Origin of the sequence: Acinetobacter pittii (assembly GCF_034067285.1) — a bacterium.
Lineage (GTDB): Bacteria > Pseudomonadota > Gammaproteobacteria > Pseudomonadales > Moraxellaceae > Acinetobacter > Acinetobacter pittii_E.
On sequence record NZ_CP139286.1, the window covers coordinates 510,000 to 523,187 of the forward strand.

8 protein-coding genes, 2 tRNA genes and 3 rRNA genes are annotated in these 13,188 nt (G+C 40.5%); 7 read left to right on the plus strand and 6 right to left on the minus strand.

Translation table 11 applies throughout. From position 1 onward, the window contains the following. The first annotated feature begins 60 nt into the window (after positions 1-60). The gene (locus SOI81_RS02485) at positions 61-1,071 is read left to right on the plus strand and encodes a metallophosphoesterase (RefSeq protein ID WP_239970239.1); all 1,011 of its coding nucleotides are present in this window, start codon (positions 61-63) and stop codon (positions 1,069-1,071) included. Between the two features lie 50 nt (positions 1,072-1,121). Here SOI81_RS02485 and psaB read toward each other — a convergent pair whose 3' ends face one another. Genes psaB through SOI81_RS02500 form a run of 3 tightly spaced genes read right to left on the minus strand, consistent with a single transcriptional unit; the run spans position 1,122 to position 3,348 of the window. Further along, positions 1,122-1,601, minus strand: a complete 480-nt coding sequence (gene psaB, locus SOI81_RS02490; RefSeq protein ID WP_239970236.1) for an OmpA family protein — start codon at positions 1,599-1,601, stop codon at positions 1,122-1,124. A gap of 14 nt (positions 1,602-1,615) precedes the next feature. Then, positions 1,616-2,839, minus strand: coding sequence for a diguanylate cyclase domain-containing protein (locus SOI81_RS02495; RefSeq protein WP_034677722.1), 1,224 nt, complete (start codon positions 2,837-2,839; stop codon positions 1,616-1,618). A gap of 5 nt (positions 2,840-2,844) precedes the next feature. Next, on the minus strand, positions 2,845-3,348 hold the full coding sequence (locus tag SOI81_RS02500; protein WP_016143032.1) for a YfiR family protein: 504 nt from the start codon (positions 3,346-3,348) through the stop codon (positions 2,845-2,847). A gap of 541 nt (positions 3,349-3,889) precedes the next feature. Between SOI81_RS02500 and SOI81_RS02505 the strand changes: the two genes are divergently transcribed. The 5 genes from SOI81_RS02505 (at position 3,890) to rrf (ending at position 9,240) form a co-directional block, all read left to right on the plus strand. Beyond that, positions 3,890-5,427, plus strand: a 16S ribosomal RNA gene (locus SOI81_RS02505). Between the two features lie 59 nt (positions 5,428-5,486). Further along, positions 5,487-5,563, plus strand: a tRNA-Ile gene (locus tag SOI81_RS02510). 55 nt (positions 5,564-5,618) lie between these two features. Then, positions 5,619-5,694: transfer RNA gene (locus tag SOI81_RS02515), tRNA-Ala, on the plus strand. 354 nt (positions 5,695-6,048) lie between these two features. After that, positions 6,049-8,939 (plus strand): 23S ribosomal RNA (locus tag SOI81_RS02520). Between the two features lie 186 nt (positions 8,940-9,125). Beyond that, positions 9,126-9,240: ribosomal RNA gene (gene rrf / locus SOI81_RS02525) — 5S ribosomal RNA — on the plus strand. Together the 16S, 23S and 5S rRNA genes with 2 tRNA genes alongside form the textbook arrangement of a ribosomal RNA operon. Before the next feature lie 189 nt (positions 9,241-9,429). Here rrf and pdhD read toward each other — a convergent pair. Next, entirely contained in the window at positions 9,430-10,803 is a 1,374-nt protein-coding gene (pdhD, locus tag SOI81_RS02530; protein WP_320541186.1) for a dihydrolipoyl dehydrogenase, read from the minus strand. Between the two features lie 145 nt (positions 10,804-10,948). On the opposite strand from pdhD, the gene SOI81_RS02535 reads away from it, so the two are divergent. Continuing rightward, positions 10,949-12,424, plus strand: a complete 1,476-nt coding sequence (locus SOI81_RS02535; RefSeq protein WP_320541187.1) for an Ig-like domain-containing protein — start codon at positions 10,949-10,951, stop codon at positions 12,422-12,424. A 36-nt stretch (positions 12,425-12,460) separates the two neighbouring features. Here the strand turns inward: SOI81_RS02535 and SOI81_RS17445 are convergent, their stop codons facing one another. Together SOI81_RS17445 and SOI81_RS02540 are read right to left on the minus strand one after the other, a co-directional pair. Then, the gene (locus SOI81_RS17445; RefSeq protein ID WP_410374417.1) at positions 12,461-12,565 is read right to left on the minus strand and encodes a lipoprotein; all 105 of its coding nucleotides are present in this window, start codon (positions 12,563-12,565) and stop codon (positions 12,461-12,463) included. 152 nt (positions 12,566-12,717) lie between these two features. Beyond that, positions 12,718-13,053 carry a TIGR01244 family sulfur transferase gene (locus SOI81_RS02540; protein ID WP_016143035.1) on the minus strand — a complete coding sequence of 112 codons (336 nt, stop codon included), beginning with the start codon at positions 13,051-13,053 and terminating at the stop codon, positions 12,718-12,720. Between the last annotated feature and the right edge of the window lie 135 nt (positions 13,054-13,188).

Sequence of the window (13,188 nt, forward strand, 5' to 3'; positions counted from 1 at the left end):
TGAAAGATAAATATTGAATTTGATTACTAGCAATCAATATAAGATAAGTCGAGAGTCGTAATGTGGAATCCAAATTCAATCATTTTTTGTTTTTACTTTATTTTTTCAATACTTGCTCTATGGGGAATTTCTGAGGCTTGGATTCATCAATCTCGCACCGAGACCATTCATCCATTTAAAGCTTTTGTACATCTACTCGCATTTTACCTCTCTTATCTACTTATTCCTCTCTGGTTTTTTAATTTATATGCTGCTTGGATTGGTTACTACTCAATTCACCAAGGTATTTTCATCTTTTTCTTAAGTGGCGTATTAATTTACGCCCGATTTATCGAGCCTCATTTAGTCCGTGTCGATACTCATCAATATCGCCTAAATCCAGATCGTAGTTTTGATAAGCCCGTAAAAGTAGCTCTAATTGCAGATTTACATATTGGTTTATTTTCAGGGCATGAACGTCAGCTCAAAACCATAGTTAGAAAATTAAATGAACAGCAACCTGATTTAGTCGTCGTTGCTGGAGACTGGACATATGAACCAGAAGATAGACTGATTGATGAGTTAAGTGTTTTAAAAGAAATTCAGGCGCCCGTATATTCGGTTCCGGGAAATCATGATGAGCAATACCCTGGCCCACCGATTCAACAATTATTAAAAGATGCTCTATTTTATAATGAAGTCATTGATATAGAAGGCAAGATTGTTGATTTTGAAGAATTTCGCTTGATTGGTATTGGTGATCTCTGGGCAGGAAAAACCGATATGCGTTCGATGCCAGATTTACCCCAAGACAAGCCTTGGTTAATTTTGTCTCATAACCCAGATACGGTTGACATGGTACCTAAATTACCGAATCGTCCATTAATGTTATCTGGACATACGCATGGAGGGCAGGTCGAACTTCCATGGTTGACTAATTATATTATGAAAAAAGTATCAATTTTAGGCCACAAACGTGGATTTTACTCTCATGAGCATGCGGATGTCTTTGTTACAGTCGGCACCGGAATGGTCGGAATTCCTTTGCGTTTCAGAGTGCCGCCAACCATTGATATTATTGAGCTAATTTAAAATAAAAAAGCCAATCATGTAGGATTGGCTTTTTTATGAATTAAATTTACTTATGGAATAACCACAATGGCAACACGTCGGTTAATTGCACGATTTTCATTGGTTGTATTTGGAACATAAGGCTGTGTTGAGCCGCGACCAATTACGTAAATATTTTCTTTTTTGAATCCACGAGCTAAGAAAAGGTTTGCCACACTTTGTGCACGTTCTTCAGATAGCTTCTGATTATATGTAGCATCACCAACATCATCAGTGTGACCCACAATTTTTAATTTATTCAGATCATATTTATTCAACTGATTGGCTAGACGCACTAACTCAGCTTCATGGCTTTGTTTTAACTCTGCATTATTAAAGTCAAATAACAAACGTTCTGGTAAACCTAGAGTCCATCCTTCATCAGTAAGAACGAAACCTTCTTTTTTGAGCAATTTTACTTGACGATATTTTAATGGTCCAAAACTCAGGCACCCTGCAAGAGTAATGCATAGCAATGCAATAAAGGAGAGTTTTAAAGATCTTGTATTCATAGATTAGCCTAAATTTAATTTTCAGGTTTATAGATAAACCAGTGTTCATCCGAATTCTTAGCCTTATACATTGCTTGATCTGCTTGCATAATGAAATCTTCGGGGCTAGATGCAAATTGTGATAAAGCAATACCTACACTAAAACTGAAGTAAATCGTTTGACCATTCAGATGCAAAGGTTCTTTACAGCTTTCGAGTAAATTTTCAGCAATAGATATTAAATGATCAGCATGACTAATGGAATGCAAAATGACAGCAAATTCGTCACCACCTAACCGAGCAATAAAATCTTGATGGCGTAGGCGAGTTTGCAGTCGATTCGCCATTTCTTTTAAAACTTCATCTCCAGCTAAATGGCCAAATTGGTCATTAATAGATTTGAAGTTGTTGTTATCTATAAATAATAAAGCAGACTTATTGTCGAAACCCTTATCCTCAAACATGTCTAAGAGGATCTGATAAAAATAATGTCTATTAGGTAATAAGGTAAGCTGGTCGTGATGAGCCTGAAAGGATAATTTACGATTTTCCTTTTGTAGCTGATTATCCCATATCTGAATTTCTTCAAGTAACTCGTTAAAAACAGTATTTAAATCTTGAAACTCTTTAATTCGATTATAAGGAAAACGAAGATTATAAGCTTTTTGTTCACTTACAATTTGAGCAATATTAGTAAGTGGATAAATAGCCTGCATAATTTGACGATACGTTAGGTTTACTGACCACCACAAAGCGCAAACAATAAACAACATCGCTATCGCAAGCCCGACCATAATCATTTTGAGGAATTGCAATATTTTCTCAGAACTACCAAATAGTGTGAGTTCACCTACATTTTGTTCATGGTGATAGATTGTAAGGTGGACAGGCTCATTTAGAAACCAATGATCAAACCATCCTTCTAAAATTGAAGTTTGACTTGATAATTTGAAACTTTGTGCAATTAAATGATGTTCAGAGTCATAAATATGAATAGTACGAATTGAATGGTCATTCGTGTACTCATTTAAAATTTGCTCTATGGTAATTTTATCGTTAAACACCACAGCGGGCTGGATACGCTCTAATAGCGTATGGCTAAGCAATTGCAAATTTTGTTTAGCATAAGTTTCCATTGTAAAAACAGAAATGGATACAAATGTAAAAGAACAAATAAAAAAGGTGATAGCAAAAATAGTAAATTGAGATTTTCTAAATAATGCATGCAGTGAAGTGGACTGATACAACTTTGATATCATCATCCTTACTCCGCATTCTTAGCCAAGAGTAATACTCTTGGATCAATATGAACTTTGGAGTGACTTAAAGCATCTAAGTTAACTTTAAAGGTGGTGTAATTATTCTGATTATATAAACAAAAAATACTTCCTATTTCGCACTCTGGATTATTAATGCTTAAAGAAAGTAAAGAGTGATAAGGATAATTTTGAATAAGATTCTGTTGTTGCTGGGGAGAGGTAGTAGAAAAATAAACAGCCTGACAATGAGATCGAGCAAAATCTTTCGCATTTACGGTTTGAACACGATAATTATAAGACATTTGCTGGATATAAGATTGAAAAGTAGATGTGATTGAAGGGTTATCAATAACACAAAGAGTAGGCGTGTTTACATTCTCCCATTTACTGTAGCTTAGAATAGATAAAGTAAGCACATAGAAGTTATGTTTTGAATTGGCATAACAAGGCGCACTCGTAGCAAGCACTACAAGTATGCAAACAAATACTTTTTTAGCGAACTGCCACATGATGAGTTAATGCCAAACTATTACACGAATAATCTATTCTACATGAAGTTGATAATGTAAAAAAAGTTTAATATCTCATCTAAAAGTGACCAAAAAGCCTAAAAATTAGCCAAGTGGTAATATTAAATTAAAAAAGGGGTTGCAAAGGGTTTTTAATGGTCTATAATGCACATCCATCGGCGGTGATGCAGATAGAAACTTGTTGAAAAACAGTTACTTGTGATTAAGTTGATTGCTTTAAGTGATGAATTTGATGAGAAGTTGGTTTTGAAGATAAGTTTTAAAAATATCGAAATTACCTGTTGACTTTTAAGAGATTAAGAGTAATATAGCCGACCTAGCTTGCTGGTGACGAACCAGGAAGAAGATCATTAAGAGAATTGAAGAACAACTTGTGTGGATTTTTACTGGTTGATTAATCGAAATAATTTTCATTGATTGATTGGTTTAAATTACTCGAAGTTTATTTGAGCGAAATTTAAGTCAGTAATTGATGAGCCAGAATTGGTACCTTGTCTTTAAATAAGGTACAAAATGATTTTAACTGAAGAGTTTGATCATGGCTCAGATTGAACGCTGGCGGCAGGCTTAACACATGCAAGTCGAGCGGAGAGAGGTAGCTTGCTACTGATCTTAGCGGCGGACGGGTGAGTAATGCTTAGGAATCTGCCTATTAGTGGGGGACAACATTTCGAAAGGAATGCTAATACCGCATACGTCCTACGGGAGAAAGCAGGGGATCTTCGGACCTTGCGCTAATAGATGAGCCTAAGTCGGATTAGCTAGTTGGTGGGGTAAAGGCCTACCAAGGCGACGATCTGTAGCGGGTCTGAGAGGATGATCCGCCACACTGGGACTGAGACACGGCCCAGACTCCTACGGGAGGCAGCAGTGGGGAATATTGGACAATGGGCGCAAGCCTGATCCAGCCATGCCGCGTGTGTGAAGAAGGCCTTATGGTTGTAAAGCACTTTAAGCGAGGAGGAGGCTACTGAAGTTAATACCTTCAGATAGTGGACGTTACTCGCAGAATAAGCACCGGCTAACTCTGTGCCAGCAGCCGCGGTAATACAGAGGGTGCAAGCGTTAATCGGATTTACTGGGCGTAAAGCGCGCGTAGGCGGCTAATTAAGTCAAATGTGAAATCCCCGAGCTTAACTTGGGAATTGCATTCGATACTGGTTAGCTAGAGTGTGGGAGAGGATGGTAGAATTCCAGGTGTAGCGGTGAAATGCGTAGAGATCTGGAGGAATACCGATGGCGAAGGCAGCCATCTGGCCTAACACTGACGCTGAGGTGCGAAAGCATGGGGAGCAAACAGGATTAGATACCCTGGTAGTCCATGCCGTAAACGATGTCTACTAGCCGTTGGGGCCTTTGAGGCTTTAGTGGCGCAGCTAACGCGATAAGTAGACCGCCTGGGGAGTACGGTCGCAAGACTAAAACTCAAATGAATTGACGGGGGCCCGCACAAGCGGTGGAGCATGTGGTTTAATTCGATGCAACGCGAAGAACCTTACCTGGCCTTGACATAGTAAGAACTTTCCAGAGATGGATTGGTGCCTTCGGGAACTTACATACAGGTGCTGCATGGCTGTCGTCAGCTCGTGTCGTGAGATGTTGGGTTAAGTCCCGCAACGAGCGCAACCCTTTTCCTTATTTGCCAGCGAGTAATGTCGGGAACTTTAAGGATACTGCCAGTGACAAACTGGAGGAAGGCGGGGACGACGTCAAGTCATCATGGCCCTTACGGCCAGGGCTACACACGTGCTACAATGGTCGGTACAAAGGGTTGCTACCTAGCGATAGGATGCTAATCTCAAAAAGCCGATCGTAGTCCGGATTGGAGTCTGCAACTCGACTCCATGAAGTCGGAATCGCTAGTAATCGCGGATCAGAATGCCGCGGTGAATACGTTCCCGGGCCTTGTACACACCGCCCGTCACACCATGGGAGTTTGTTGCACCAGAAGTAGCTAGCCTAACTGCAAAGAGGGCGGTTACCACGGTGTGGCCGATGACTGGGGTGAAGTCGTAACAAGGTAGCCGTAGGGGAACCTGCGGCTGGATCACCTCCTTAACGAAAGATTGACGATTGGTAAGAATCCACAACAAGTTGTTCTTCATAGATGTATCTGAGGGTCTGTAGCTCAGTTGGTTAGAGCACACGCTTGATAAGCGTGGGGTCACAAGTTCAAGTCTTGTCAGACCCACCATGACTTTGACTGGTTAAAGTTATAGATAAAAGATACATGACTGATGATGTAAGCTGGGGACTTAGCTTAGTTGGTAGAGCGCCTGCTTTGCACGCAGGAGGTCAGGAGTTCGACTCTCCTAGTCTCCACCAGAACTTAAGAGAAGTTCGGATTACAGAAATTAGTAAATAGAGATTATATGATCTTGGTTTATTAACTTCTGTGATTTAAATATCACGGTATTAAGCATGACCTGACGAAGGCATGTTTATTCATTAACAGATTGGCAAAATTGAGTCTGAAATAAATTGTTCACTCAAGAGTTTAGATTAAGCAATTAATCTGAATGAATTGAGAACTAGCAAATTAACTGAATCAAGCGTTTTGGTATATGAATTTAGATTGAAGCTGTACAGTGTTTAAGTACACAGACAACAGATAGTAGCGATGAAGAATCGCACGGACAACACTCACTTGTAGGTGTTGACGACTGTTTGGGGTTGTATAGTCAAGTAATTAAGTGCATGTGGTGGATGCCTTGGCAGTCAGAGGCGATGAAAGACGTAATAGCCTGCGATAAGCTCCGGGGAGGCGGCAAATATCCTTTGATCCGGAGATTTCTGAATGGGGAAACCCACCTACTTTAAGGTAGGTATTGCAACATGAATACATAGTGTTGCAAGGCGAACGAGGGGAAGTGAAACATCTCAGTACCCTTAGGAAAAGAAATCAATTGAGATTCCCTCAGTAGCGGCGAGCGAACGGGGATCAGCCCATTAAGTTATGTGTGTTTTAGTGGAACGCTCTGGGAAGTGCGAACGTAGAGGGTGATATTCCCGTACACGAAAGGGCACACATAATGATGACGAGTAGGGCGAGGCACGTGAAACCTTGTCTGAATATGGGGGGACCATCCTCCAAGGCTAAATACTCCTGACTGACCGATAGTGAACCAGTACCGTGAGGGAAAGGCGAAAAGAACCCCTGTGAGGGGAGTGAAATAGATCCTGAAACCGCATGCATACAAGCAGTGGGAGCACCTTCGTGGTGTGACTGCGTACCTTTTGTATAATGGGTCAGCGACTTATATTCAGTAGCAAGGTTAACCGTATAGGGGAGCCGTAGGGAAACCGAGTCTTAATAGGGCGTTTAGTTGCTGGGTATAGACCCGAAACCAGGCGATCTATCCATGAGCAGGTTGAAGGTTGGGTAACACTAACTGGAGGACCGAACCCACTGTCGTTGAAAAGCCAGGGGATGACTTGTGGATAGGGGTGAAAGGCTAATCAAGCCTGGTGATAGCTGGTTCTCCCCGAAAGCTATTTAGGTAGCGCCTCGGACGAATACCATAGGGGGTAGAGCACTGTTTCGGCTAGGGGGTCATCCCGACTTACCAAACCGATGCAAACTCCGAATACCTATGAGTACTATCCGGGAGACAGACTGCGGGTGCTAACGTCCGTAGTCAAGAGGAAAACAATCCAGACCGCCAGCTAAGGCCCCAAAATCATAGTTAAGTGGGAAACGATGTGGGAAGGCATAGACAGCTAGGAGGTTGGCTTAGAAGCAGCCACCCTTTAAAGAAAGCGTAATAGCTCACTAGTCGAGTCGGCCTGCGCGGAAGATGTAACGGGGCTAAAACTATGTGCCGAAGCTGCGGATTTGACATTAGTCAAGTGGTAGGGGAGCGTTCTGTAAGCCGATGAAGGTGTATTGAGAAGTATGCTGGAGGTATCAGAAGTGCGAATGCTGACGTGAGTAACGACAAAACGGGTGAAAAACCCGTTCGCCGAAAGACCAAGGGTTCCAGTCCAACGTTAATCGGGGCTGGGTGAGTCGACCCCTAAGGCGAGGCCGAAAGGCGTAGTCGATGGGAAATTGGTTAATATTCCAATACTTCTGTGTAATGCGATGAGAGGACGGAGAAGGTTAAGTCAGCCTGGCGTTGGTTGTCCAGGTGGAAGGATGTAGGTATGTATCTTAGGCAAATCCGGGGTACTCTATACTGAGATCCGATAGCAAGCTGTACTTGTACAGCGAAGTGGCTGATACCATGCTTCCAGGAAAAGTCTCTAAGCTTCAGTTACACAGGAATCGTACCCGAAACCGACACAGGTGGTCAGGTCGAGTAGACCAAGGCGCTTGAGAGAACTCTGCTGAAGGAACTAGGCAAAATGGTACCGTAACTTCGGGAGAAGGTACGCTGTTGTTGGTGATGGAACTTGCTTCCTGAGCTGACGACAGCCGCAGAAACCAGGCCGCTGCAACTGTTTATTAAAAACATAGCACTCTGCAAACACGAAAGTGGACGTATAGGGTGTGATGCCTGCCCGGTGCTGGAAGGTTAATTGATGGGGTTAGCGTAAGCGAAGCTCTTGATCGAAGCCCCAGTAAACGGCGGCCGTAACTATAACGGTCCTAAGGTAGCGAAATTCCTTGTCGGGTAAGTTCCGACCTGCACGAATGGCATAATGATGGCGGCGCTGTCTCCAGCAGAGGCTCAGTGAAATCGAAATCGCTGTGAAGATGCAGTGTACCCGCGGCTAGACGGAAAGACCCCGTGAACCTTTACTGCAGCTTGACACTGAACTTTGACCTTACTTGTGTAGGATAGGTGGGAGGCTTTGAAGTTGGAACGCTAGTTCCAATGGAGCCGTCCTTGAAATACCACCCTGGTAATGTTGAGGTTCTAACTCTGTCCCGTTATCCGGGACGAGGACCGTGTCTGGTGGGTAGTTTGACTGGGGCGGTCTCCTCCTAAAGAGTAACGGAGGAGTACGAAGGTGCGCTCAGCGTGGTCGGAAATCACGCGTAGAGTATAAAGGCAAAAGCGCGCTTAACTGCGAGACCCACAAGTCGAGCAGGTACGAAAGTAGGTCTTAGTGATCCGGTGGTTCTGTATGGAAGGGCCATCGCTCAACGGATAAAAGGTACTCTGGGGATAACAGGCTGATACCGCCCAAGAGTTCATATCGACGGCGGTGTTTGGCACCTCGATGTCGGCTCATCTCATCCTGGGGCTGAAGCAGGTCCCAAGGGTATGGCTGTTCGCCATTTAAAGAGGTACGCGAGCTGGGTTTAGAACGTCGTGAGACAGTTCGGTCCCTATCTACCGTGGGCGCTGGAAATTTGAGAGGATCTGCTCCTAGTACGAGAGGACCAGAGTGGACGAACCTCTGGTGTACCGGTTGTGACGCCAGTCGCATCGCCGGGTAGCTATGTTCGGAAGGGATAACCGCTGAAAGCATCTAAGCGGGAAGCCTACCTCAAGATAAGATTTCCCTAGGAATTTATTCCTCTAAAGAGCCGTTCGAGACTAGGACGTTGATAGGTTGGATGTGGAAGCATAGTGATATGTGAAGCTGACCAATACTAATTGCTCGTGAGGCTTGACTATACAACACCCAAGCAGTTGTATATGAAGCATCAATCGATTCATAAACATGCAAAGCAACTTGATTTAGTTAAACGCTTAGCTAAAATGAACAGATAAAGTCAGATTCAATCAGCCCGTCTGTAAAGATTTGGAAAACGCAACGTATCACCATGTGAATAAAACGAAGCAAGTATCCATACCAGTTGTGCTGGCGACCATAGCAAGAGTGAACCACCTGATCCCTTCCCGAACTCAGAAGTGAAACCTCTTAGCGCTGATGGTAGTGTGGGGTTACCCATGTGAGAGTAAGTCATCGCCAGCTCATTATTCTAAACACCCCCGACTCAATGGTCAGGGGTGTTTTTTTATGCCTATAAGATATTAAAAATCTAAATTAGATTTATGGATTTAAATCTTTAAATTCAATAAAAACTATAACTAGAAAGGGTAATTAATAAGAAGAAATAGAGAAGAGCTAACTTTTATTAATAAAGGGCTCTTCTAAAATTGATTATTTCAACTGTCTACGCGCATGTTTTAAGGCAGTTCGAAGGCCTTCTTCTAAAGTCGGATGATAGAAAGGTTTTTCTAAAATATCACTTAGTGTTAATTCTTCACCGATTATCCAACTTAATAAATGAGCCATATGTTCAGTTGCTTCTGTAAATAGCTCAGCACCGAGAAGCTTTTGGCTTTCCCGTTCTATATATACTTCAATAGCTCCTTTATTTTTTCCAAGAACTATAGCTCTTCCTTGTCGTTCATAAGAGGCTTCGCCTGTAATAAAGTCTATGCCTTCGTCTTTTAGCTGCTTATAACTTTGCCCTACAATCGCCATTTCAGGATGACTAAATACAATGCCTAGTGGGGTAAGTGTCTTAACTGAGTTAACTTGTGGATAATTCAAACAGTTATAAACAACTTTTTTACCTTCTTGTGCTGCCTCATGTTGTAGGGGCGTTGAGGTGTAAGCGTCACCAACAACAAAAATTGGATATGCTTCTAATTGCTTAGTTTTTGCATTTATAGGTAATAACTTAATATCTTTAAAAGAGTTATCTATATTTTCTAGTTTTAAAGTATCAAGTAAACTTGTACGGCCTGTTGCCGCTAAAACATATTCAACTTTGAGAGTCTTCTGTTCTTCATCAAGTTGGTAAGTTAATAAAGCGTTTTCATCACTGCATTTAACTTCATTTGGCAGAGTTTCGAATAGAATTTTTAACTCTTTGCCTAGTTCTTTTTGTGCAAGTTGTTGAAGCCTAGCACTAGTAAGTACTCCAATTCGTTTACTGCGAGCGAAGATTGTAGTTTCTACGCCTAAACGATGCATTGCTTGAGCAATTTCAAGGGCAATCACACCACTGCCAATGACAGCAATAGATTTAGGCAGTGTTTTTAACTCAAATATTTGGTCTGTAGTTATAAGTCGATTACCAAGTTCCTCTTTCCAATTTTTATCATAATTAGGAGTTGAACCGACAGCTAAAATAAAACTTTTTGCTTGGAACTGTTGCCTATTAACTTCTATAGTTTGTGCATCAATAAAATGTGCTTTGCCAGAAATTTTGTGCTCAGTTGGCCATTGTTCTACATCTTTTAAAGTGGCTTGTGTAAATCGGTCACGTAAAGTTTGTACATGCTGCATCACTTGATTTGTATTAATTTTTGCAGATACATCCAAAGCAACTTCTTGAGCATTTTGAATGTCAAACATACGGTTCGCTGTAGAGATGAGGACTTTACTTGGCATGCAGCCTACACGAGCACAAGTGGTATCCCATGGACCATCATTTATAATTAAAATATTATTGGTATGTTTAACGGCTTCTTTATAGGCACTAATACCAGCAGTGCCTGCGCCAATAATAATAATATCGAACATTATAAATCCCAATATCTGAATTTTTCATTCTATAAGTTACATAATAAAACATAAGGTAATTTATGTTTACAGAGTATAGTGAATATGATTACACTAATAATATAAATAATTAATAAATCTTATACCTTTAGGAAAGATTGGGGAAATGAAAAGTATGTATAAAAAACAACTTGCCTTGAAGTTGTCGGCTATTGCTATATCAATTATGTTAGCAAGTTGTGGTGGGGGAGGCGGTGATGGTTATTATCAAAATGGTTCATCAAATAATAACTCATCTGGAAGTAATAATAGTGGATCGCAGCAAGCTGCTGCTACTGCTTTAAAGATAGAATTAGATAAATTATCAGTTGCAGCGACGAATGATACTTTAACAGTTACTGTTAGGGCTTTAGACAAAAATAAAGGTGGTGTTGCTGGCGCTAATGTTACTTTGGCATTAGTTGATCCAACAAATAATGTATCTATAGAAGGGGTATCATCTCAAATTACAGATGCAGCAGGTAATGCTGTATACATTATAAAGACTCCAAAAACATCAGGTTCAATAAGTGAATTGGTGAAAAATGGTTTTAAATTAATTGCATCTACAAATAATGGTACGCTTACTCAAGAACAGATGGTAACAGTGACAGGCAGCAACGGTACTGTCGAGGCTGATACCACTAGTATCGTATTGTTTGACGCTACTAAGACTTCTTTAAATGTTAGAGGCGATCAAACAACAGTTACATTAACAGCTGTAGATGCAAATGGTTCAACTTTGGCGAATCAGGCAATTACGCTTAAAGTTAGAAATTCAGTCTCAAACGGTGTCAAATTTACACCCAATGCAACGCAAACTGGTGCCAATGGTCAGATCACCTATACTTTATCTTTTAATGAAAATCAAAGAGCTTCATCATATAGCGCTACAAAATTTGTGTCAGATGATCTTGTTTTAGAAGCTAACTTTGGTCAATCAACAAAAATTTATACTTATAAACTTGATGTGGTTAATTCTGATGTGCCAGTAGCAGTAGGTGCAATTCTTGTAGCGTATAATCCTACAACTATGGAAGATACAACTGATGGCGTCTATTACTATAAAAATATCTCAGTACAAGTAACGGATGTGGATGGTAAGCCGATACCAAATCAAGATGTAGTTATGGGGGTTAATGCTCTTGCCTACTATAAAGGAGTATTTGATTTTGTTGACACCTCTACTCCAGCTGATGACAAACCAGATGAATATCTATCAATTATTAGGTCAGCATGTACGGCACCAGTTCAAGCTGTAAATACTAATGGAGAGGTCATTAATCAATTAAAGCCGCTTAAAGAAAATTCAACAGTTCAGGTTGTATCGTATATTAATAGTGCAGGTACCGCTGCAACCAATAATAAATACACAACGGATGGGAATGGACGCTTTGATCTTAAGATTCAATATCCTAAAATTTATGCGTCTTGGTTAACTGTTCAGCTAACGGCTAAATCTACAGTTTCGGGAAGTTTGATTAAAGGGTCTACATCTCTTACTTTAGATTACTTGAAAAAGGATGTCACTGTTAGTGATCGTATTGCTCCGAATATATTAAGCCCATATGGAATAGATCCAAATTGTACAAATGGTAATTAATATAAAAAGAAGCAGCATATAAGCTGCTTCTTTTTTTTAAAGGTGTGTACCCATCGTTACTCCAACTGTAGGTTTTACTTGCATTGAAGAACATGCGGTAACGATTAAACAGCTTAAAAGAATGAATATAAATTTATTCATAGAAAATTAATCAATGAATCAAAAGATTTAAGTACTCTAAATTAATATTATTTCTAGTTCTGTTGAGTTCGTGCAGAAATATGCAAAATAATTTATCTAAAAACCCTACTTTATAAAGAAATAGGGTTTTAAAGAGTAAAAGTTTCTTAAACTTAGTCGTCTAACAAATCCATTTGTTTTGCTAATTGATATAGGTTGTTTGAACGGTTTCCTGTACGACAGAACATAAGTATAGGTTTTGGTAATTCATTGTAATGATTAGCAAAAGTACGTACATCGAGTTCTGTGATTTGTCCAGCTACAACAGGTTGATAAACGTAGTCTAAACCGACTTGACGGGCTGCTTCTTCAATTTGAGCACTTGTAGGTTGTTCTGGACCGCCTTCCATATCTGGTCGGTTATTAATAATAGATTTGAATCCTTTTTCTACAACTTGGCCAACATGTTCTGGGCCAATTTGACCTGCGAAACCAACATTATCTGACATTTCGTCACTCCAAAATTTAACAAAACCTCTTATGCTGTATCATAGCATTAAGCTTAACCTGAGATACAAGACACTAAAACGTTGTTCCTACATAGATAAAACTTATGTCATAGAACAGCTATAGATTTTTAAAAG

Coding starts and splice junctions, on each gene's coding strand:
- pdhD (WP_320541186.1), bottom strand. CDS start 10,803: ATGTTCGATATTATTATTATTGGCGCAGGCACTGCTGGTATTAGTGCC.
- SOI81_RS02535 (WP_320541187.1), top strand. CDS start 10,949: ATGAAAAGTATGTATAAAAAACAACTTGCCTTGAAGTTGTCGGCTATT.
- SOI81_RS02485 (WP_239970239.1), top strand. CDS start 61: ATGTGGAATCCAAATTCAATCATTTTTTGTTTTTACTTTATTTTTTCA.
- SOI81_RS02540 (WP_016143035.1), bottom strand. CDS start 13,053: ATGTCAGATAATGTTGGTTTCGCAGGTCAAATTGGCCCAGAACATGTT.
- SOI81_RS02500 (WP_016143032.1), bottom strand. CDS start 3,348: ATGTGGCAGTTCGCTAAAAAAGTATTTGTTTGCATACTTGTAGTGCTT.
- SOI81_RS17445 (WP_410374417.1), bottom strand. CDS start 12,565: ATGAATAAATTTATATTCATTCTTTTAAGCTGTTTAATCGTTACCGCA.
- SOI81_RS02495 (WP_034677722.1), bottom strand. CDS start 2,839: ATGATATCAAAGTTGTATCAGTCCACTTCACTGCATGCATTATTTAGA.
- psaB (WP_239970236.1), bottom strand. CDS start 1,601: ATGAATACAAGATCTTTAAAACTCTCCTTTATTGCATTGCTATGCATT.